We start from the raw sequence: 21,688 nt of genomic DNA on the forward strand, positions 1-21,688 counted from the left end.
GCCACTCACCGGGGCGCCCGCGCCACTCACCGGGGCGCCCGCGCCACTCACCGCGGCGCCCGCGCCACTCACCGGGCCAGCGGCCGGACCACCGGCTGGGGCGTCGGCTGGGTCGTCGGCCGGGGCGTCGGCTGGGTCCGGGGCTCTGGCCGGGTCCGGGCTGCTGGCCGGTCCCGGGGCTTCGGCCGGTCCCAGGGCTTTGGCCGGTCCCGGGGCTTCGGCCGGCTCCGGGGCTCTGGTCGGTCCCGGGGCCCCGGTCGGCGTCGGGTCTCTGCCTGGTCCACCCGGTGCGGGCCCAGGAGGTCCATCCGCCGGGCGCCGTGCCGGGGGCCCCGGGTGTCGGATCCGGCTCCTGGAGCCCGTCGTCGACCGGTCCCGGTGTTCTGTCGGCCTGTCCCGCGCCGGCTGCGGGGCGGCCGGGGGGCCCGTCGGTCGGTCGGCGGGGCCAGGAGCGTGCCCCGGGCCAGATCTCCCGTACCCGGCCCTCAGCCCCGGGGCGCGTCCAGATTCCCGCCCGGATGGCACCTGCCAGGGTGGTTCCAGCCCGGCTCCCCCTTGTCCGGTTGATCCGGTTGATCCGGTTGATCCGGTTGATCCGGTTGATCCGAGTGGTCCGTGTCCGCCCGCTACCGGTGTCGGCCCTCACGAGTTCGCTCACAGGCTGCACTGTGCGGCGCCGCGCCCACTCGCTCACCAGGACAAGCCGCACGGCCCCACGATGCCGCCCGATCGGGCGTCGACCGGCTCCCCTGTGGACGACCCGGTGGACGACCAGGCGGGCGACCCGGTGGACGTCCTACCGGACGGGGGGAATCACCGGCCCCCGGGCGATCAGGACGTCGGCCCTGTGGTGCCAGCCGAGGGAGGAGTAGAGGCGCTGGCCTTCCTCGCTGGCCAGCAGAAGGCCGGTACGGGCCCCCTGGGACACGGCGGTCTCCGCCAGGGCGTGCATGACGGTGCGGCCCAGGCCGCGTCGGCGGTGGGCGGCGTCCGTCTCGACGCGGTCGGCGATCGCGTCCCCGCCGACCACGGCGACGCTGCCGCGCGCCGCCACCTCTCCTGAGGGGGCGCGGAGGGAGACGACGGTGACCGGTCCCTCCGTGCGCACCTCGCGCTCGTACGGCACGGCAGACGCGTGCCTCGGTTGCTGAGGGCGCTGAGGGTGCTGAGGGTGCTCGCTCAGATCGGTCGTCATCAACCATTCGGACCGGTGGAGCAACTCCAGTCCGGCGTCGCGGACGACGGTTTCGGCCGCGCCCGGTCGCAGCGTGGGCACGGTGAGCCAGGTGGTCTGCCGCTCGGCGGCGACGGCTGCCGCGAGTCGTGCCAGGGACTCGGGCTCCTCGTCCGCACGCAGTGCGAACACCTCGACCTCGCGGCCGGGTTGGCCGCACTCGGACCGCAGGCCGTCCCCGGCGGGTTCGGTCGGCTGGGCCTCGGGCAGCGAGCGGGCGACGGTCCAGCCGTCCAGCCAGCGTCGTATCAGCCCCGGTTCGATCTTCGTCATCCGGCGATTAGAGCACGACCGCAACCGGTGGGCCGGGGGAACAGCCGCCCCTCCTGTCCGCCGCCGTGGGGGTGGGACGTCCGTGCGTCCAAGGCTGGGGACTGGGCCGGGAACAAGGCCGGGAACAAGTCGGGCAATCACCGCTCGTGACCCGTGGTACTTTCTGTCACGGAATGAACTCATAAAGTGACCGCGCTCCAGGTGGCGGTCGCATAGATGACCCCGGCAGCGCGCCAACGCTCCGGGGTCCGGCACAAGGACGACAACTCCTCATGCGTATTCATCGTAGCCGTCACGCGCGCGGTTTCACGGTTCTCCCGAACCTTCTGCTCCAGGACCGCCGCCTGTCGTACACCGCGCGCGGTCTGCTGGTCGATCTCCTCTCCCGTCCCGAGAACTGGTCGGAGGACGGCCGTCACATGGCCGACAGCAGCCCCCAGGGACGTATCGCGGTCGCCAGGGGCCTGCGGGAACTGGCCTCGCTCGGCTACTACTGGGTCAACAAGATCCGTCGCCCGGACGGCACTTTCGTCACCGAGGTACACGTGTACGACGTGCCGCGAGCCGCCCCGGGAGCTGACGTCCCGGACACCGGTTTCCCGGGTCCCGGTGAACTGAAGGCCGGTGCGCCCGGCGCCCACCCCGTAAAGAACGGTGGGAAAAAACCCTCCCTCCCCGCGCAGCGCACGTCGGCGCTCGCGCCCGTACCGGTCGTCCCTGCGCGGGAGCCCGTGTCCGCGTCCGCCCCGGGGCTCGCGTCCGCGTCCGAGGCGTCCGTATCTGAGGCGTACGACGGTTCCGGGCGAGGTTCCGGGCAGGAGGAGCGGCCCCACGGGGACTCCGTGGCGCGGGCGGCGTCCACGCTGTGCAGCGTGGTCCGTACGGAACCCCGGCTGCGGATCGGTGCGGTCGAGGCCCTGAGCCTCGCGCCGCTGGTCCACGAGTGGCTGGAGCGCGGCTACGGCGAACGGGATCTGGCCGCCGCCCTGCTCGGCGGCCTGCCCACGCGCCTTCACTCGGCGGTCGCCCTGCTGCGCGACCGCCTGACCCGCAAACTCCCGCCCGCCCCCGAACCGCCGGAGCCCGCGCGCGCCCCCGAGCTGCCGAAGTCCGCGTACGCGTCCGATCCGCCGAAGTCCGCCTACGTGTCCGGGCCGCCGGAGTCCGCGCGCGCTTCTGGGCCTGACCGGCGGCAACTCGTCGACCGTCCGCGCTGGTCGGGGCTGGCCGGACGTCCGTGGTGGTCGGAGTGCGAGGGCTGCGGCCGTCCGGTACGGGAGCAGGGCCCGTGTGCGAGCTGCGCGGCCGTCACCGAGGAGGAACGGGCCGCCAGGGCCCGCGCCACCGACACCGTCACCAGGGGCCGGGCCCTGGTGCGGGCGGCCTTGGAGCAGCGGGCGGCGGGTACGGGCTCCGTGCGGCGCTGAAGCCCTCGCCGCCCCCGCCCCCGTCTCGCGCTTCCGCTCAGGCTCCCAGTCGCAGTCGTCCCAGACGGGCGACGGCGTCCTGAAGGACCTCCTGCTTCTTGCAGAACGCGAAACGGACCTGGGTGCGGCCGGGCTCCGGGTCGTCGTAGAAGACGGAGTTGGGCACCGCGACCACTCCGCAGCGCTCGGGCAGAGCGCGGCAGAACGCGACGGCGTCCTTCTCGCCGAGCGGGGCCACGTCCGTCGTGACGAAGTACGTGCCCCGCGGCTCGTGAACGGTGAAGCCCGCCTCGCGCAACCCGGCGGACAGCAGGTCGCGCTTGGCGCGCAGGTCCTCCCGGAAGTCCTCGTAGTAGCTGTCGGGGAGAGCGAGCGCCTCGGCGATCGCGTACTGGAAGGGGCCCGCGCTGACGAAGGTCAGGTACTGCTTCGCCGAGCGCACCGCCGCCACCAGCTCCCGCGATCCCGTGACCCAGCCGACCTTCCAGCCGGTGAACGAGAAGGTTTTGCCGCTCGACGAGATGGACACCGTGCGGTCGCGCATCCCGGGGAGCGAGATCAGCGGACGGTGCTCACCGGCGAAGACGAGGTGCTCGTAGACCTCGTCCGTGACCACCAACAGGTCGTTCTCCACCGCCAGTTCGGCGATCGCGTTCAGTTCCTCCCCGGTGAGGACCATGCCCGTCGGGTTGTGCGGGCTGTTGAGGAGGAGGAGACGGGTGCGCGGGGTGATCGCGTCGCGCAGGGCGTCCAGGTCCGGGCGGAACCCGGGGGCGCGCAGCGTCAGCGGGACCCGGACGCCGCCGGCCATCGCGATGCTCGCCGCGTACGAGTCGTAGTACGGCTCGAAGGCGATGACCTCGTCGCCCGGCTCCACGAGCGCCAGCATCGACGCGGCGACCGCCTCCGTCGCCCCCGCCGTGACCAGGACTTCCGTGTCGGGGTCGAAGTCGAGCCCGTAGAAGCGCTGTTGGTGGGCGCTGATCGCCGCGCGCAGCTCCGGGACGCCGGGACCCGGCGGGTACTGGTTGCCTCTTCCCTCGCGCAGCGCCCGTACCGCCGCCTCCCGTACCTGGGCGGGGCCGTCGGTGTCGGGGAACCCCTGGCCGAGGTTGATGGCGCCGGTGCGGACGGCGAGCGCGGACATCTCCGCGAAGATCGTCGTGCCGAACTCGGCGAGCCGTGGGTTCAGGAGCGGGCGCGCGGACCTCCCGGCGCCCTGGGCTGTGCTGTCCGTGGAGGTCATGGCGCCATCCTGCGCCGAAGCTCTGGACTTCCTCAACTCTGCTTTGGCCGCGAAACGGGGCGGGCATCTCCGGGACACACACGCGGCGGCGCCTACGGGGGGCCGCCCACGGGGGACAGGATCGGGGGTGTCGCCATGTTCAGCACCTGGGGAGAATCCGGCTTCGTATTCGTCTTTTTCATGGTGATCTGCGCGGCGGTGATCATCAGCGCCTTGGCGCGCAAGAGCGGGGGCGGGCGCCGGAGCGGCGGGGGCCGGAGCGGCGGGGGCCGCAGCCGGGGCCGAGGCCGGGTGGGTAACGGCGGCCGGGCGGGATACCACGGCGCGGAGGGGAGCTGGTGGGTCGGAGCGTGGGACTCCGGGTCCTCGTCCTCCTCGTCCGGGGCTTCGTCCTCCGACTCCTCGTCGTCCGGGTCCGGCCATCACTCCGGCGGTCATTCCGGCGGTCATTCCGGTGGGCACCACTCCTGCGGGGGCGGTGGGTCGCACTCCTCCTGTGGAGGCGGTTCCTCCTGCGGGGGAGGTTCTTCCTGCGGAGGAGGCGGTGGAGGGTGTGGCGGAGGCAGCTGACACGGGGCAGCTGGTCCGCCCGTGCCCCGGCCCTCAGGAGTTCGCCTTCTCGGGGGCCGGGGCGCGCCTGTCTGTTGGTCCTGCTGGTCCTGCTGTTGTCCGTGGTCCGTGGTCCGTGGCTCGTACTTTCGTCTGCTGTTCGTACCTTCGTATGGATTGGCTTGGGCTGGGGGCGGCGCCGGTGAAGATCAGGGAGTGCGTCCGGCGCGTACAGGTGGTGGGACCGCGTGCGCAGCCGAACGCCTATCCGTTTTCCGGGTTTGTTGAACATGTGAACTGTTCGGCCCTCGGGGGATGGAAAACCACCAGGAGAAGGGCGAAAAGGCTGTCAGGGCACCAGAGTTCATGATTCCCTCTAAAACGTCGCCGCTTCCCGAACGTCCCGTCCACGCCCCTGGGCGCGTACCGGGGTGTGAGTCGGCTACTCCCTCACCCTCGTCCCGTCCCGCACAACGGGCCCCGGGGGCGCGGCCGGTCCTCGTTCCCTCCGGTCCGTCCCGAGGGCGGAGCCCGCCACCGTCCTTGCGCGCCTGTGGAGCCGAACCATGCTCACGAAACTGAAAACCACGTACACCGACACGCGCGCGAGTGATCTCGCCTGGGAGCTGGGCCGGGAGCCCCTTCCGGCTCTGGCGACCCTCGACCTCACCCTCGATGACGCGACCCTGCAACTGCGGCTGCTCGGCGCCTCGCACCAGATCCTCATCGAGGACGACCGTGGGCGCTGTTCGGAGACGGTGGCCTGTCTGTCCGACGGCGGCAACCCGCTGCCCATCGGCGTCGCCGAGCAGGTCGGGCCCTTCGACTACCACTTCGCCGCGCACGTCGAGGAGTTGCCCGCCAGTCACTTCGAGGGGCGTGCCCAGGAGTTGATCGCGCTCATCGCGGAACACCCGCACGGGCTGGTCGGCGTTTTTCCGGGCAGCCCCGACGCGTTCACCGCGCTGCTGGCCCAGCGTCGCGACGGTGAGACCCAGTGGCGCACCTGGCACGCCTATCCGCAGGAAGGGCAGCTCGTCGCCACTCGTACCCGGCTCGCGGGACGGGTGTCGCTCAGCGGCGTGGGGGCTGGCGTCGCCGCAGGGCGAGGGGCACGCCGACGGATGCCGCAATTTCACCCGTGTGGGTGACAGGGGAGCGCTCGTCGATTACGTAGAGTAGTCGTCATGAACGGATCGCGACTCTCTGTGTCTGTCTCACTCGTCCTCTCGACTGCCGTGCCGGCCGCCTTCCCGGCCTCCGGCTTCGGCGTCGTATGGGCCCTCGTGCGGGCCCTCGTGCGGGCCGGCGTCCTGGGCCTCGTGTGGTCCGTCGTCCTGGCTCGGGCTGTCGTCTTGGGCGTCTTCTCTGCGGCGTGGGGCCCGCCCGCTGAGTCGGCGGCTGAGGTGCCCGCTGTTTCCCGGCCATCGGGAAGAAGAACCGCCACAGCCCCGTTCTCCAGTCCTCGCGGTGGGTACCGCGCCGGTACGGGACGAGAACCGTGGGAGCCGGCGAGGCGTGAGCGGTGGCGGTGGCGTCTGTGGTGGCGGTGGAGATGTGAGGCAACCGTGCATCAGCAGGTGCGGATCGCCCCGTCCTGGGTAGGCTCGGCGGCCATGGAGCATGAGGTGTTCGTCCCGGCCGCACCCGAGTCGCTGCGCCGCGCCCTCGGTGACCGCCCGCTGCTCACCGAGAGCGTCCCGGGCCTGCTGCCGGACCCGGAGGACGGCTCCGCGCCGGTCGCCGGACGGCTGCGGCTGCGGATCGCGGCCCACACGGTCACGTACCGGGGGGCGCTTCGGATCGAGGCCGCGCGCGACGGCTCCTACACGCTCCGCGTCGAGGCCGTGGAGGCGCGGGGCGAAGGCACCGTGAACGCCGTCCTCACGCTCACGCTCCGCGCGACAGAGGGCGGTACGACGGCGGCCTTCGCGGGAACGGGTCAGGTCACGGGGCGGCTCACCGAGTTGGACGAACCGGCCGTGGAATCCGCACTGCACCGCCTGCTCAACCGATTCGCGGCCAACCTCGGCCAGGCAGGCCGCCCGCCGCAGGCCGTGCGGGCCCCGGAGGCTGCGGACGATGCCACGGGTGCGAGCGGTGTCGCGGGGAACGACGGCAAGGGCGGGCAGACGCCTACGGAGGGGGAGAGCGGCATGGACGCGGAGAACAGCGCCGACAGCCCGGAGGACGGGCGGGACACCGACGGCAGCGCGGACGCGCACGCGGACGGTACGTCCGGGGCGAAGGACGGTACGTCCAAGGCTAAGGACGGTACGCCCAGGGCTAAGGCGGACGCGGGGGCGGGGGCGGGGGCCGGTTCGGAGTCGGCTCGGCGGACCCCGGAGTCTCCGCAGGCCGGGCAGGCCGAGCAGGCCGGGCAGGCCGAGCAATCGGCGGGCGGGGGCGACGAGGCTCCCGGCGACGAGGCTCGCGAGGGCGATGACACTCACGCGAGTGATCAGGCTGGTGAGGGTGATCAGGCTCGCGAGGGCGATGCGGCTCACGCAGGTGAGGGAGGCGCGGGGGACGTGGCGGACGCGGAGAACGCGGACGCGGAGAACGCGGACGCGGAGGACGCGGACGCAGAAGACGATGCGCAGATCTCGATCTTCGAGACCGAGGTGCCGCCGTCCTCGCTCGGGCCGGACGACGTGGACGACGAGGTGGAGCGCGTCGTCCAGGAGGCGGAGGCCGCCGGAGACGTGGTGCCTCCGGCCGAGGCCGCGCACGCCCGCCGGACGATGATCGGCCGCAGCGCCGAGGAGGTCGACCACGCGCCGCCCAGGGGCCGGTACGCGCCGGTCGCCATGGCCTCCGCCTCCTCGGCCGCCGACACCCTGCGCTGGGCGGCGCCGGCCGCCGCGCTCGTGGTGGCTTCCGCGATCGTCGCGGGGCGTGCGCTGAGGCGCCGCCGCTGAAGAGAAGGCCGCCGTGCTGTGAGCCGGGGTCCGCGGGGCAGCCCGGGGATCTCCGGGCTGCCGGGACTCCGTGCGCTCTCGGCTGCCGGGAATCCGTGCGATCTTGACGGGGGCCGGTGCGCGTGGCTGGACGTAAGGTCACCCCGTGAGCACCGAACAAGAGACGACGCTGACCGTCCGAAACTCGTCCGTCACCGTGCGCCCGGACCTCGGCGCCCGGCTGAGCAGTCTGGTGGTCGGCGGGCAGGAACTGCTGCGCTCCGGCGACCACTACGGCTCGTTCCCGATGGCCCCCTGGTGCGGCCGGACCCGGGACGGACGATTCGTGAACGGCGGCGTCACCCACCAGTTGCCGCTCAACGACGCCCCCCACGCGATCCACGGGACCGTGCGCGGTCACACCTGGAACGTCGCGCGCACCGGCGAGGCCGAGCCGGGCACGGAGACCGCCTCCTTCACGTACGACCTGGTCGATCCGTGGCCGTACCCGGGACGTGTCACCCAGAACGTCGAGCTGACCGAGGACTCCCTCACGCTCCACATGGGCATCGAGACGTACGGCGACTCCTTCCCCGCGCAGGTCGGCTGGCACCCCTGGTTCCGGCGCAATCTCGGCAACGGGGGCGAGGACGTGCGCATCGAGTTCCAGCCCGGCTGGCAGGAGGAGCGCGGCGCCGACCACCTGCCCACCGGCAAGCGCATCGACCCGCTGCCGGGACCCCGGGACGACTGCTTCGGGATGCCCGACGGGGTCACCGTCCTGCTGACCTGGCCGGGGGAGCTGGAGCTGACCGTCAAGAGCCGCGAGAAGTGGGTCGTGGTCTTCGACGAGCCCGAGGACTACGTGTGCGTCGAACCGCAGAGCGGACCGCCCAACGGCCTCAACACCCACCCGCGCCTCGTGACCCCGATCGACCCGCTGGAAGCGAGCACCACGTGGAGCTGGCGCCTGCTCTGAGAGCCTCCGCTCCGGTCTGAGGGCCCCCGCTCCGGTCTGAGGGCCTACGCTCCGGTCGCTCCTGCTCCGACGGCTCCGCCCTGACGGCCTTCGTGCTGACGCCCTTCGTTCTGGACGGCCTCTGCTCTGGCGGCTTCGTTCTGGCGGCCTTTGCTCTGGCGGCCCTGGCTGTGTCAGCTCCGGCGGCCTCTGTTCTGGCGGCCCTGGCTGTGTCAGCTTCGGCGGCCTTTGCTCTTCGGGTGGGCGCCCGCACCAGCGCACCCATGTCCGCCGCACACCTGTCCGCCGCGCATCCGTGGTCCGCCGCGCGCCGTGTCCGCCGCGCTCCCGCGCCGCCCGCCCCGGACGGGCGGCGCGGCGGCCGCTTAAGCTCGTGGCCATGACTGACGCACGTTCCGAGCTGCTCCAGCAGATCAAGGACAAGGCCGTGGTGCACGGCAAGGTGACCCTCTCCTCCGGGCTGGAGGCCGACTACTACGTCGACCTGCGCCGGATCACCCTCGACGGTGCGGCCGCGCCCCTGGTCGGGCAGGTGATGCTCGATCTGGTCGAGGACCTGGAGTTCGACGCCGTCGGCGGGCTGACCCTGGGGGCCGACCCGGTCGCCACCTCGATGCTGCACGCCGCCGCCGCGCGCGGAAGGCGTCTCGACGCCTTCGTGGTCCGCAAGGCGGCCAAGGCGCACGGGATGCAGCGTCGCGTCGAGGGCCCCGACATCAAGGGCCGCCGGGTCGTCGTGGTCGAGGACACCTCCACGACCGGGGGCTCCCCGCTGACCGCCGTCGAGGCCGTACGGGAGGCGGGCGCGCAGGTCGTCGCCGTCGCCACGATCGTCGACCGGGACACCGGGGCCGGCGACAAGATCTCCGGTGAGGCAGGCGTCCCCTACGTCTACGCCTACGCGCTGAAGGAACTGGGCCTCTGAACGCCTGAGTGCGCCCGTCCGAACGCCCGGGTAAGCCCCTGAGCTTCGAGCGCCCACACCGCGTGCCCACACCGCGTGCGCCCACCGCGTGCGCCCACCGCGTGTGTGCCCACAGTGGGCCGCCCCGGTACAGGGCGCCCGCGTCGGGTGCTGCCGGGTGCGCTCTTGGTGCGCTATGAACCTGGCCTCACCGGCCCCTGAAGTGGGCCACCGGACGCTCGGCTGAACGTCCGAGCCGTAGCTCGTGATGTTTCACGTGAAACATCGCCGGTCCGGGCCATCACGCCCCCGACCTGCGATGTTTCACGTGAAACCTCCCCCGGTCGTCTCACCCCTGCCCTCCGCACTGGAGCGGGTCGGCAAGTCTGGAAAGATGGGACCGGCCGACACCGCCGTCGCCACCAGGTCAGGGTCATCGCACGTCTTCGCAACACACCCGCACATCACAAGGAGCGGACACATGCCCATCGCAACCCCCGAGGTCTACAACGAGATGCTCGACCGGGCGAAGGCAGGCAAGTTCGCCTACCCGGCCATCAACGTGACCTCCTCGCAGACCCTGCACGCCGCCCTGCGCGGTTTCGCTGAGGCCGAGAGCGACGGCATCATCCAGATCTCCACCGGTGGTGCCGAGTTCCTGGGCGGCCAGTACAACAAGGACATGGTCACCGGCGCCGTGGCCCTCGCGGAGTTCGCGCACGTCGTCGCCGCCAAGTACCCGGTGACCGTCGCGCTGCACACCGACCACTGCCCCAAGGACAAGCTGGACGGCTACGTCCGCCCGCTGCTCGACATCTCCGAGGCCCGCGTCAAGGCCGGCGAGAACCCGCTGTTCCAGTCCCACATGTGGGACGGTTCCGCCGAGACGCTGAGCGACAACCTCACGATCGCCCAGGAGCTGCTGGCCAAGGCCAAGGCCGCCAAGATCGTCCTGGAGGTCGAGATCACCCCGACCGGTGGCGAGGAGGACGGGGTCTCGCACGAGATCAACGACAACCTCTACACCACGGTGGACGACGCGATCCGCACCGCCGAGGCGCTGGGCCTGGGCGAGAAGGGCCGCTACCTGCTCGCCGCCTCCTTCGGCAACGTGCACGGCGTCTACAAGCCGGGCAACGTCGTGCTCCGTCCCGACCTGCTCAAGGAGCTGAACGACGGCGTCGCCGCCAAGTTCGGCAAGACCAGCCCCTTCGACTTCGTCTTCCACGGCGGCTCGGGCTCGACCGCCGAGGAGATCGCGACCGCGCTGGAGAACGGCGTCGTGAAGATGAACCTCGACACCGACACCCAGTACGCGTTCACGCGGCCCGTCGTGGACCACGTGTTCCGCAACTACGACGGTGTGCTGAAGGTCGACGGCGAGGTCGGCAACAAGAAGGTCTACGACCCCCGCACTTGGGGCAAGCTCGCCGAGGGCGGCATGGCCGCGCGCGTCACCGAGGCCTGCGCCAACCTCCGCTCGACCGGCACCCGACTGAAGTAACCCGTACGCCGGGTGGCGTGCGTCCGGGCGCCCGTCTCCGGGCGCCCGTCTCCGGGCGCCGGTCCGGCCGTGCCGGTCTCCGACTTCCGGTCCCGGCCGCCGGTCCCGGCCGCCGGTCCCGGCCGCCGGTCCCGGCCGCCGGTCCCGGCCGCCGGTCTCCGGCCGTGCCCGGTCTCCGCGCGGTCCCGGCCTCCCTCCTGGCCTCTTCGGTCCCACTGGGCCCTCGCTCTCCCCGTGGATGCGACAGCATCCTCATATCGGAGCGGGGGCCCGGCCCCGTTCCCGGCCCGGGCCAGGCAGACTGGAACCCATGGCCATTCACGAGAACCTTCTCGGGGGAGTCCCCCCGACCCACCTGCCCGAAGAGACCGAGCCGCGCGAGCTGCTGGCCTCGGGCAGCCCCGCCTCCGAGGTCGCCGCGAAGTACCCCAAGTCCTCGCTGGCCTGGGCGCTGCTGGCGGACGACGCCTTCGAGGCGGGCAACACCGTCGAGTCGTACGCCTACGCCCGTACCGGCTACCACCGCGGCCTCGACGTGCTGCGCCGCAACGGCTGGAAGGGCCACGGCCCGGTGCCGTGGGAGCACGAGCCGAACCGCGGCTTCCTGCGCGCCCTGCACGCGCTCGCCCGCGCCGCCCAGGCCATCGGCGAGAAGGACGAGTACGAGCGGTGCACCGAGTTCCTGCGTGACTCCTCTCCGACGGCGGCGCAGACGCTGGGCTGAACCGGCGGTTCCTCCGTCACGGGTCCTCCCGCCTTGCCGTCCCCCTCGGGTGCGACGGAGGATGCGGGTGGGCCCGTTCGCGTGTGTGAGGGGCCCGAGGGGACCGGAGCCCCCTGTTCTCCCGCACGGGTGTGCCGTACGGGAACGGCAGGGGCGGACCGCTACCCGGCAGCACGTCTCCAGGAGACATTGATGTCGCACGACCCTGTCGCCAGCCCGCACCTGCCCGCCACCGAAGCGGACCCGGCAAGCCGGACGGCCCCGGCAAGCCCGACGGACCCGGGAAGCCCGACGGACCCGGGAAGCCCGACGGCCCCGACGGCCCCGACGGACCCGAACCTCGACTTCGCGGGCAGTACGCCGTACGAGGACTACGTCCACGCCGACGTCCTCACCCACCTTCAGCACCAGCTCTCCGACGATCCCGGGGAAATGGTCTTCCTGGTCACGACCCAGGTCATGGAGCTGTGGTTCACGGTCCTCGTCCACGAGTGGGAGACCGCCGCGCGGGCCCTGCGGGAGGACGACCTGACGACCGCGCTCGACGCCCTGAAACGCTCCGTACGGGAGCTGGAGGCGCTGAACGCCTCGTGGACGCCGCTCGCGGGCCTGACCCCGGCGCAGTTCAACTCGTACCGTTCGGCGCTCGGCGAGGGCTCCGGTTTCCAGTCCGCGATGTACCGGCGGCTGGAGTTCCTGCTCGGGGACAAGTCCGCCTCGATGCTCGTCCCGCACCGGGGCACCCCGCGTGCGCACGGCGAGCTGGAGAAGGCGCTGCACGAACCGAGCGTGTACGACGAGGCGCTGCGGTTCCTGGCCCGCCGGGGCCATCCGGTGCCGCCCTCGGTGCTGGACCGGGACCTCAGCACCCGTCACGAGCCCTCGCCCGAGGTCGAGCGCGTGTGGGCCGACATCTACACCGGCGATCAGCAGGGCGAGGAGGTGCGGCTCGGCGAGGCGCTGACGGACGTCGCCGAACTGGTGTGGCGATGGCGCAACGACCATCTGGTCGCGACCCGCCGCGCGATGGGCTCCAAAGTCGGCACGGGGGGCTCCGCCGGGGTGGCCTGGCTGGAAAAGCGCGCCTCCCACAACGTGTTCCCCGAACTCTGGACGGCCCGCAGCCATGTCTGAGACCCCGAACCACCCCACGCCCCCGAGCCTCGGGGCTCCGGCGCCCACGCGGGCCTCGGCCCCCTCGCGGGCCCCGGCCACTCCGGCCGACGCCCTCTCCCCGGCCACTCCGGCCGACCCCCTCTCCCCGGCGAACCCGGCGACCACTCCGCCCGCCCCGACCACCCCTGAGGTCCTGGACTCCAGCACCCCCTGGGCGCGGGACGAGGCCGCCCCGCTGCCGCCGGACTCGCCCGCCGTGGGGGCGGTGGTCGAGGCGGGGCTCGCCGAGATCGCGCGGCGGCTGGACGCCAAGGACCCGTTGCGGCACTGCCGGGACCGGTTCGTCCTCGACCCGTCCGTCGTCTACCTCGACGGGAACTCGCTGGGACTGCTCCCGAAGGCCGTACCGGAGCGGCTGCACGAGGTCGTGACCCGTGAATGGGGCGGCCTCGGTATCCGTTCGTGGACGGAGTCGGGCTGGTGGACGGCGCCGGAGCGGGTCGGCGAGCTGATCGCCCCGCTCGTCGGGGCGGGCCCCGGGCAGGTCGTCGTGGGCGACTCGACGAGCGTGAACCTCTTCAAGGCGCTCGTCGCGGCCGTACGTCTGGCGGGCCCCGGGCGTGACGAGGTGCTCGTGGACGTCTCGACCTTCCCCACGGACGGCTACCTCGCGCAGGCGGCCGGCCGGCTGACCGGTCACCGGCTCGTGCCCGTACTGCCCGCCGAGGTGCCGGGGGCGCTGAGCGGACGGACGGCGGCGGTGCTGCTCAACCACGTCGACTACCGCACCGGCCGGCTGCACGATCTGCCCGGGCTGACGGCGGCGGTCCACGAGGCGGGCGCGTACACCGTGTGGGACCTGTGCCACAGCGCGGGCGCGCTGCCCGTGGGGCTCGACGCGCACGGCGTCGACCTCGCGGTCGGCTGCACGTACAAGTTCCTCAACGGAGGGCCCGGGGCACCGGCCTTCCTGTACGTGCGCGCCGAGCACCAGCCGCGCTTCGACTCGCCGCTGCCGGGCTGGAACTCGCACGCCGAACCCTTCGGGATGCACGGCGAGTACACCCCGGCGAAGGGCGCGACGGCCGGCCGCGTCGGCACCCCCGACATCCTGTCGCTGCTCGCCCTGGAAGCGGCCCTCGGCGTGTGGGAGGGCGTGGACGTGGCGGCGGTACGGGCCAAGTCGCTCGCGCTCACCGACTTCTTCCTGGAGTGCGTCGACCGGCAGGTGCCCGCGGGCCGTCTGGAGCCGGTGACCCCGGCGGCGCACGAGGAACGGGGCAGTCAGATCGCCCTGCGCTGCGCGGACGCGGCAGGGGTCATGCCCCGGCTGGTCGAGCGCGGTGTCGTCGGCGACTTCCGGCCCCCGGACATCCTGCGCTTCGGCTTCACCCCGCTCTACCTCGGCTTCGAGGAGGCGGAACGCGCGGCCCGCGTCCTGGCCGACACGGTGCGCGGTGACTGAGCGAACCCGGACCCGGACCCCAACCCGGGCCCGTACCCGTACCCGTACCGGCCCCGGTCCCGGGGGGTGAGGGGCGGCGGTGGCCCCGGCCCACCCGCCGGGCCACCGCCGCCACGCCGCTGTCCGCCCATGTCACACGCCTGATAGCGTCCCGCCATCCACCGTGCCCGCGCGGCGACTTGCCGGAGAACGCAGGGGAAGCCCGGCGCGCCGCAACGGGGTTCACGGACGGAGAGACGCGCAAAAAGCACCAGGGACATACGGAGCTGGAGAATGCCGGACGACGCCGACGAAGCGCACGAGGCCGACAGGTCCCCCAGGGCCGACGACGCTCACGAGGCCGCGGAGCGTGAGGCCGCGGAAGCCGCCGAGGCCGCATCGCTGTTCGCGCACCCGGAGCTGACGCCGGACGCGACCGCCTCGTACGGCGAACACCCGGACCAGGTCGTGGACTTCTGGGCGCCGCACGACGGACGCAGCGGGAGCCCGCTGGTCGCGGTCCTGCACGGCGGGGCCTGGCGGGAGCGGTACGACCGCCGGCACCTGACGCCGTTCGCGGACTTCCTGGCCAGGCGCGGTTTCGCGGTGGCCCTCGTCGAGTACCGCAGGGGACCGGGGCTGCCCGAGCAGGGCCGGCCGCCGAGGGCGGGCCGCTGGCCGGAGACCTTCGACGACGTGGCCACCGCGGTCGACGCGCTCCCCGAACTGGCCCGCCGCGCGCTGCCGGGCGCCGATCCGTCCCGTACGGTGCTCACCGGTCACTCGGCGGGCGGCCACCTGGCGCTGTGGGCCGCGGCCCGCCACAACCTGCCCGCCGACGCGCCCTGGTACCGGGCCGCCGCGCCCCCGTTGCGCGGGGTCGTGGCGCTCGCCCCGCTCGCCGATCTCGTCCTGGCCCGCGAGGGCAAGGTGTGCGAGGGCGCGGCCGAACAGTTCCTCGGCGGCCCCGAACGGTTCGGGGGACGGCTCCCGTACGCCGACCCGGTGGCGCTGCTGCCGACGGGCATCGCCACGACCCTCGTCCACGGCCGGGAGGACCGCGAGGTGCCGCCGGAGATCGCCGACTCCTTCGCGGAGGCCGCGGCCGCCGCCGGCGAACTGGTCGGCGTGACCCTGCTGGAGGACGTCGGCCACTTCCCGCTCGTGGACCCCGCGGCGGACGCCTGCGCCGTCGTCGCGGAGGAGATCGCCCAGCTCGCCTGGTAGGCGGGGAGCGGCCCCTTCGAGGACAGGCGAGTCGGCCGCGGCCGGCCGGTTCAGAGGATCGGCGGGCGTCCCAGCCGGGTCATGCGCCACACCGTGCGCCATCTCATCGACCCGCGCGGGCCGCACGGTGTCCGCGCGCCCTCGAAGAACCCGCCCCACCACGCCTTCGCGTTCCCCAGGGACCGGGTCCGCGCCATGGCGAGAAGGACCCACGTCCCGAGATAGACCGGGACGAGAGCGGCCGGGAGCCGGCGGCGGGCCAGCCAGACCCGGTTGCGGGCGGTGAACCGGTAGTGGGCCGCGTGCCGGGCCGGGGACGTCTTCGGGTGCTGGAGCACGAGCCCCGGCTCGTAGCGGATCTGCCACCCGCCGTCGAGCGCGCGCCAGGCCAGGTCGGACTCCTCGTGCCCGAAGAAGAACTCGGCGGGCCACAGACCGGTCTCCCGGAGCATCGGCATCGACAGGGCGTGGCCGCCGCCGAGGAAGGCGGTCACCGGGCCGCCGCGCATCGGGTCGTCCGCCCGCAGCCGGGGCACCCAGCGTCGTTCGGTGTGCCCGTTCTCGTCGGCGACCCGGAACCCGATGATCCCCAGCCGGGGGTCCGCCGCGAACAGGTCCCGGACCTTGCGGAACACGTCGTCGGCGACGAGGAGACCGTCGTCGTCCAGCTCGACGACGACATCGGCCTCGCCCGAGTCGCGCAGCATCCGCAGGCCGACGTTCCGGCCGCCCGGACAGCCCAGGTTCTCCTCCAGCGGGACCTTGGTCGCGTCCGTGGCGATCCCGGTGAGGGGCGTCGCGTTGCCGACCAGGACGACCCGCGTCGCGGGCACGTCCTGCCGCTCCACCGAGGCGAGCAGCGCCGCCAGCTCGCGCGGCCGGGTGCCCATGGTCACGATGACCACCCCGATACGCGGCGACGGCGACGGCGGCTGCGAGGGCGACGGCGACGGCGGCTGGGACAGCGGCATGGCGGCGGACTCCGGTGGTCGGCGCGGTGGCGGAGCGCCGATGCTAGCCAATACCGGGCGATACGGTCACTTCTTCGCGAAATGACCACCCCGCCGGGATTCGTGCCTGTGCCTCCCTGGGAGCGGAGGAGCGGAGGAGTGGAGTGAGTTGCGGGGCCGGGCGGCCTGCTCGTTGTCCCGGCCGGGCCGGGGCGGGGCGGAGTGAGGCTGCGACCGGCCAGGCCGGCTCGCGGCGGACGTGGCGCGGGAGGCCCGGTGGGCTCTCGCCGTCTCCCTGGATACGGTACGGTAGCGTTCCGGAACGTGCTCGTACCACTAGAGGGGGTGGCCCCATGGGTGTTTCCGTGGACCCGAGCGCTGTCGGCGCCGCGGAGCGGAAAGCGGATCATCGTGGGGGAGGGCGCCCTCGGGATCCGTCACGGGACGACGAACTGTGCCGGGCGGCGTTGGAACTCCTGGCCGAGATCGGCTACGAGCGCCTGTCGATCGACGCGGTGGCGGCTCGTGCGCATGCCGGCAAGGGCGCGGTGTACCGGCGCTGGTCCGGCAAGGCGGAGATGGTCATGGAGGCCGTCGGGCGCCTGAAGGGCCGGCTCGCGGAACCGGACACCGGCTCCCTGAGTGGAGACCTGGAGGAGATCGCCTGCGCGTTCTCGGAGGGCGGCAACGTCTTCGAGACCCGGGTGATGCTCGGGTTGATCTCCGCCGTGATGCGGGACAGCGGACTGCGCGAGGTGTTCGAGCAGCACTTCGAGCAGTCCCGCCGCCACGTGCTCGAAACCGTCCTGCGGCGGGCGGTCGAGCGGGGGGAGATCGCTCCGCAGCGCGACCTCGAACTGCTGGCCGGACTGCTCCCGGCCCTCATCTTCCAGCGTGTACTCCTGCGCGGCGCGCCTCCGGACTCCGCTTTCGTCAGGCGGGTGATCCAGGAGGTCATCCTGCCCCTGGCCACCTCTCAGGCCCCCTCGGGAACCGCCCGGACCGGCCCCGGCCCGGCGGACCGGGCCGAGTCGTGACCACACGGCGCAGGTCGGCAACCGGCCTGCCGGAAACCGGCCTGCCGGAAACCGGCCTGCCGGAAACCGGCCTGCCGGAAACCGACCTGCCGGAAGGGGAGCCCGGGCGCCAGCGCGCGGTTGTGCCGGCGCCCGCTCCCTCCCCTCCCTCTACTTCTTCCACTTCTTCCACACGAATCGCTAGGTGATCGCCATCATGTCGTCCTCGACGACCCCCCTTGATCCACGGCGCTGGAAGGCGCTGATATTCATCTGCCTGGCACAGCTGATGGTCGTGCTCGACGGCACCATCGTGAACATCGCCCTGCCCTCGGCGCAGCGCGCCCTTCACTTCTCCGACGGAAACCGCCAGTGGGTCGTCACCGCGTACGCGCTGGCGTTCGGCGGCCTGCTGCTCCTGGGCGGACGGATCGCGGACAAATGGGGCCGCAAGCGGGCCTTCGTGACCGGGCTGGTCGGCTTCGCACTGGCGTCCGCGCTGGGCGGGGCCGCGGTGAACACCGGAATGCTGCTGGGCGCCCGCGCGCTCCAGGGCGCGTTCGGCGCGCTGCTCGCACCTGCCGCTCTGTCCCTGCTCACGGTGACGTTCACCGAGGGCAGGGAGCGGGCCAAGGCGTTCGGCATCTACGGTGCCATCTCGGGCGGCGGCGCGGCCGTGGGCCTGCTGCTGGGCGGGGTGCTGACGGAGTACGCGAACTGGCGCTGGACGCTGCTGGTCAACATCTTCATCGCCGCGATAGCGATCACCGGCTCGGTGCTGGAGGTGCGGGAGCCGGCCGGCAGCCGAAACGGGGACCGTCTGGACCTGCCGGGTGCGCTGCTGGCCTCCGGCGGACTGGCCTCGCTGGTATGGGCGTTCAGCCGTGCCGAGAGCGACGGGTGGGGCTCCACGTCGACCGTCGCCCTGTTCGCCGCGGCGGCTGTCCTGCTGGCCCTGTTCGTCGTCGTCCAGAGGCGGGTGAAGGCACCACTGCTGCCGATGCGGGTGATCCTCGACCGCAACCGGGGCGGCGCCTACCTCTCGCTGGGCATGGCCGTGGTGGGCATGTTCGGGCTGTTCCTGTTCCTGACGTACTACCTGCAGGTGGTCCTCGACTACAGCCCGGTGATCTCCGGAGTCGCCTTCCTGCCGATGGTGGCCGGCATGATGACCGGTTCCACCCAGGTCGGCGCCCGGCTGATGACCAGGGTCGCTCCCCGCTTCCTGATGGGCCCCGGGTTCCTGCTCGCCTCCGGCGCGCTGGTGATCCTGGCGCAGATCAAGGTCGACAGCTCGTACGCGGCCGTACTGCTGCCGGGGCTGTTCCTCATGGGCCTGGGCCTGGGCACGGCGTTCATGCCCGCCATGAGCCTGGCCACCCGTGGCGTGAAGCCTCGTGACGCGGGTGTGGCCTCCGCCATGGTCAACACCTCGCAGCAGATCGGTGGCGCCATCGGCACCGCCCTGCTGTCCACTCTCGCCACCAGCGCCACCACCAGCTACGCCGGCGACCACGCCCATGACGCGACCACCCCCGCGGCCGGACATCTCCTCCAGCTCCAGGCGATGGTCCACGGTTTCTCGACGGCCATCTGGTGGGCGGCCGGCATCCTCGCCCTCGCCTCGGCCACCGCGTTCACGCTCATCAACACCGGTCACCAGGGCAAGGACGTCCAGCGCAGCAGCTCCGACGAGGAACCGGTCGTGGCTTCCGCCCACTGAACCCCGGGTCCGGCGGCCCAGGCGGCGGGGGCCGCCTGGGCCGCCCTCACACCGAGCCGGCGGCGGGGCGGAGCGGGACATGACCGGTGGTTCCGTGCCGCGTCGGGGCCCGCCGTGGCAGGACCTCCTTCCGTCCTTTCCGGTCGTCCCGTCATCCCCCGGCACCGCCCCCGTCGTACTTCCGGCGGACGGCTCGGGGGCGCCGGAATCCGCTTCGCTGGGGACGACCGGGGGCCGCCCTTGCGCCTACCGTGCTGGCATGACAGAGACGGTGACTTCGACTTCCGGCTCCGAGCGGCCGGCGCCGGCCACGGAGCGGCACCTGTTGGCCGGTGCGCTGCGGGCCCTGCGGGCCGACCTCGTCACGGGGGCGTTCGCGTTCCGGCCGGTGCCGACGATGGACACGGAGCGGGGCGGGTGGCTGCTGCTCCCGCAGCGGGTGCGCTCGGCGGCGCGCCGGCTGCCGCAGGCGACCGTCCTGTTCGTGGCGCTGTGCGTCGCGCTGGCCGCGTACGCCGACGAGGGCAGCGGCGCGCTCCTGGCGGGGGTCGGCGTGCTGGTCACGGCGTTCTCGCTGTTCCGGCCGCTGGGCGCGTGGTGGATCTCCCTGGTGTGCTGTCTGGCGCCCGCCGCCTTCGGCGGGACGCCGTTCGGGCTCGGCGCGCACTGCCTGGTGATGGCGGTGGTGGCGTTCCAGTCCCGTCCCCGCGTCGCCTTCGAGGTGTGGTTCCTGAGTCTCCTCGTCGGACTGTGGGGCTCGCCCGTGTCCACGGGGATGGACGGCGCGGTGGCGACGTTCTTCGTGCTGACGGCGCTCCTGCTCATCGCCATCGTGGCGTTGCGCGGCTGGCAGCGGGCCCGGGGCGAGGTCGCGGTGAAGGAGGCGGAGGTCGCCGTCAAGGACGAGGTGACCCTCGTCGAGCGTTCGCGCCGCACCCTGCTTGAGGAACGCACCACGATCGCGCGGGAGTTGCACGACGTGGTCGCGCACCACATGTCGGTCGTCGCGATCCAGGCGGAGGCCGCGCCCTACCGCGTGGAGCGGACGCCGCCGGAGCTGGAGGCGGCGTTCGTGACGATCAGGGAGAACGCGGTCGCCGCCCTCACCGAGCTGCGGCGGGTCCTGGGCGTCGTACGCTCCGAGGACTACGAGGTGCCGGACGCGCCGCAGCCGACGCTCGCCGCGCTGGACGGCCTGCTCGCGAACGTCGAGGAGGCCGGGGTGCGGGCGGAGAAGGTGGTGACCGGCGCGGTGCGGGAGTTCCCGCAGGGCGTCGAGCTGTCGGCGTACCGGATCGTCCAGGAGGCGCTGAGCAACACGCTGCGGCACGCGCCGGGCGCCTCCGCGCGCGTCGAACTCTCCTACGTGCTGGGCGGCCTGGGCCTGCGGATCGTCAACGGCGCCCCGGCGCAGGAGCCGAGGCCCTCGGCCGGGGCCGGGCACGGGCTGACCGGGATGCGGGAGCGGGTCGCGATGCTCGACGGGGTGATCACGACCGGTCCGACCGGGGACGGCGGCTTCGAGGTGACGGTGTTCCTCCCGGTCGCCCCCGATCCCGAAGAGCAGCCCGAAGCGGCCCGTGCGGAGCAGCCCGAAGCGGTCCGCGAGGAGCAGGCGGAAGCGGCCCGTGACGAGGCCCCGGCCGCCGGGCCGGCCGCAGACCCGGAGGCCGGGTCGGCCTCCCGCACCACGACCCTGGCCGCCCTGTCCCCGGCCGTCGTCGCCGGCGCCCCGGCCCCGCGCACGTCCCTCGTCAAGAGCCCCCGCCCGTCCGGACGGCCCGCCGCCGGGGGCGGTGCGGCATGACCATCCGCGTACTGATCGCCGACGACCAGATGATGGTCCGCGAGGGTTTCTCGGTGCTGCTCAACGCGATGCCCGGCATCGAGGTCGCCGGGGAGGCCGTGGACGGGCGCGAGGCCGTGGACGCGGCGGTGCGGCTGCGGCCCGACGTCGTGCTCATGGACATCCGCATGCCGAACCTCAACGGGATCGAGGCGACGCGCGAGATCATCGCCTCGGACTGCGGGGCGCGGGTGCTCGTCCTGACCACCTTCGACCTCGACGAGTACGTGTACCAGGCGCTGCGCGCGGGCGCCTCCGGCTTCCTGCTCAAGGACGCCTCCGCGCGTCAGCTCGCCGAAGGCGTGCGGATCGTGGCGAGCGGCGAGGCGCTGCTCGCGCCGAGCGTGACACGGCGGCTGATCACGGAGTTCGCGAAGGTCGCCGACGCGCCCGCGCGCCCCGCCGCCTACCGGGGCGGGGCGTACGGGGAGCTGACGGAGCGGGAGACGGAGGTGCTGATCCAGGTCGCGCGGGGGCTGTCGAACCAGGAGATCGCCAAGCGCCTCGTGGTCGCCGAGTCGACGGTCAAGACCCACGTCAGCCGGGTGCTCGTGAAGCTGGGCCTGCGCGACCGTACGCAGGCCGCCGTCTTCGCGTACGAGGCGCGGCTGGTCACCCCGGGATAG

The 21,688-nt window shown here is 73.0% G+C and carries 18 protein-coding genes; 15 read left to right on the forward strand and 3 right to left on the reverse strand.

Annotated features, from left to right (window positions below; translation table 11 throughout):
* Nucleotides 1–796: 796 nt before the first annotated feature.
* Entirely contained in the window at nucleotides 797–1,507 is a 711-nt protein-coding gene (locus AB0J21_RS10665; RefSeq protein WP_363145488.1) for a GNAT family N-acetyltransferase, read from the reverse strand.
* A gap of 272 nt (nucleotides 1,508–1,779) precedes the next feature.
* Between AB0J21_RS10665 and AB0J21_RS10670 the strand changes: the two genes are divergently transcribed.
* A complete protein-coding gene (locus AB0J21_RS10670) occupies nucleotides 1,780–2,934 on the forward strand; it encodes a hypothetical protein (protein WP_363145489.1) in 1,155 nt (384 codons plus the stop codon).
* A 37-nt stretch (nucleotides 2,935–2,971) separates the two neighbouring features.
* Here AB0J21_RS10670 and AB0J21_RS10675 read toward each other — a convergent pair whose 3' ends face one another.
* On the reverse strand, nucleotides 2,972–4,180 hold the full coding sequence (locus tag AB0J21_RS10675) for a pyridoxal phosphate-dependent aminotransferase (protein WP_363145490.1): 1,209 nt from the start codon (nucleotides 4,178–4,180) through the stop codon (nucleotides 2,972–2,974).
* 1,115 nt (nucleotides 4,181–5,295) lie between these two features.
* Between AB0J21_RS10675 and AB0J21_RS10680 the strand changes: the two genes are divergently transcribed.
* From AB0J21_RS10680 to AB0J21_RS10720, 9 genes are all read left to right on the forward strand, one after another.
* Entirely contained in the window at nucleotides 5,296–5,880 is a 585-nt protein-coding gene (locus tag AB0J21_RS10680; protein WP_363145491.1) for a DUF2617 family protein, read from the forward strand.
* A gap of 465 nt (nucleotides 5,881–6,345) precedes the next feature.
* Nucleotides 6,346–7,650 carry a hypothetical protein gene (locus AB0J21_RS10685; protein WP_363145492.1) on the forward strand — a complete coding sequence of 435 codons (1,305 nt, stop codon included), beginning with the start codon at nucleotides 6,346–6,348 and terminating at the stop codon, nucleotides 7,648–7,650.
* 145 nt (nucleotides 7,651–7,795) lie between these two features.
* Nucleotides 7,796–8,608 carry an aldose 1-epimerase gene (locus AB0J21_RS10690; protein WP_363145493.1) on the forward strand — a complete coding sequence of 271 codons (813 nt, stop codon included), beginning with the start codon at nucleotides 7,796–7,798 and terminating at the stop codon, nucleotides 8,606–8,608.
* Nucleotides 8,609–8,987: 379 nt separating this feature from the next.
* Nucleotides 8,988–9,533, forward strand: coding sequence for an orotate phosphoribosyltransferase (gene pyrE, locus AB0J21_RS10695; RefSeq protein WP_363145494.1), 546 nt, complete (start codon nucleotides 8,988–8,990; stop codon nucleotides 9,531–9,533).
* A 460-nt stretch (nucleotides 9,534–9,993) separates the two neighbouring features.
* The gene (gene fbaA, locus AB0J21_RS10700; RefSeq protein WP_363145495.1) at nucleotides 9,994–11,016 is read left to right on the forward strand and encodes a class II fructose-bisphosphate aldolase; all 1,023 of its coding nucleotides are present in this window, start codon (nucleotides 9,994–9,996) and stop codon (nucleotides 11,014–11,016) included.
* Between the two features lie 310 nt (nucleotides 11,017–11,326).
* Nucleotides 11,327–11,740, forward strand: coding sequence for a DUF3151 domain-containing protein (locus AB0J21_RS10705; RefSeq protein WP_363145496.1), 414 nt, complete (start codon nucleotides 11,327–11,329; stop codon nucleotides 11,738–11,740).
* Nucleotides 11,741–11,932: 192 nt separating this feature from the next.
* Entirely contained in the window at nucleotides 11,933–12,874 is a 942-nt protein-coding gene (locus tag AB0J21_RS10710; RefSeq protein ID WP_363145497.1) for a tryptophan 2,3-dioxygenase family protein, read from the forward strand.
* Entirely contained in the window at nucleotides 12,867–14,321 is a 1,455-nt protein-coding gene (gene kynU / locus AB0J21_RS10715) for a kynureninase (RefSeq protein WP_363145498.1), read from the forward strand. Before AB0J21_RS10710 ends, kynU begins: the two co-directional genes overlap by 8 nt.
* A gap of 273 nt (nucleotides 14,322–14,594) precedes the next feature.
* Nucleotides 14,595–15,527 carry an alpha/beta hydrolase gene (locus tag AB0J21_RS10720; RefSeq protein WP_363145499.1) on the forward strand — a complete coding sequence of 311 codons (933 nt, stop codon included), beginning with the start codon at nucleotides 14,595–14,597 and terminating at the stop codon, nucleotides 15,525–15,527.
* Nucleotides 15,528–15,577: 50 nt separating this feature from the next.
* Here AB0J21_RS10720 and AB0J21_RS10725 read toward each other — a convergent pair whose 3' ends face one another.
* Nucleotides 15,578–16,498, reverse strand: coding sequence for a glycosyltransferase (locus tag AB0J21_RS10725; protein WP_363145500.1), 921 nt, complete (start codon nucleotides 16,496–16,498; stop codon nucleotides 15,578–15,580).
* Here AB0J21_RS10725 and AB0J21_RS10730 point away from each other — a divergent pair.
* From AB0J21_RS10730 to AB0J21_RS10750, 5 genes are all read left to right on the forward strand, one after another.
* Nucleotides 16,416–16,583 (forward strand): hypothetical protein, encoded by a 168-nt coding sequence (locus AB0J21_RS10730; RefSeq protein ID WP_363145760.1) that lies wholly within the window; start codon nucleotides 16,416–16,418, stop codon nucleotides 16,581–16,583. The two genes, AB0J21_RS10725 and AB0J21_RS10730, sit on opposite strands and share 83 nt — an antisense overlap.
* A 361-nt stretch (nucleotides 16,584–16,944) precedes the next feature.
* Nucleotides 16,945–17,514, forward strand: a complete 570-nt coding sequence (locus AB0J21_RS10735; protein WP_363145501.1) for a TetR/AcrR family transcriptional regulator — start codon at nucleotides 16,945–16,947, stop codon at nucleotides 17,512–17,514.
* Between the two features lie 196 nt (nucleotides 17,515–17,710).
* Nucleotides 17,711–19,216, forward strand: coding sequence for an MFS transporter (locus AB0J21_RS10740; protein WP_363145502.1), 1,506 nt, complete (start codon nucleotides 17,711–17,713; stop codon nucleotides 19,214–19,216).
* Between the two features lie 259 nt (nucleotides 19,217–19,475).
* Nucleotides 19,476–21,023, forward strand: coding sequence for a histidine kinase (locus AB0J21_RS10745; RefSeq protein WP_363145503.1), 1,548 nt, complete (start codon nucleotides 19,476–19,478; stop codon nucleotides 21,021–21,023).
* Nucleotides 21,020–21,688, forward strand: a complete 669-nt coding sequence (locus AB0J21_RS10750) for a response regulator transcription factor (protein WP_363145504.1) — start codon at nucleotides 21,020–21,022, stop codon at nucleotides 21,686–21,688. Before AB0J21_RS10745 ends, AB0J21_RS10750 begins: the two co-directional genes overlap by 4 nt.

Source organism: Streptomyces sp. NPDC049954, from assembly GCF_040656295.1.
Classification (GTDB): Bacteria; Actinomycetota; Actinomycetes; order Streptomycetales; family Streptomycetaceae; genus Streptomyces.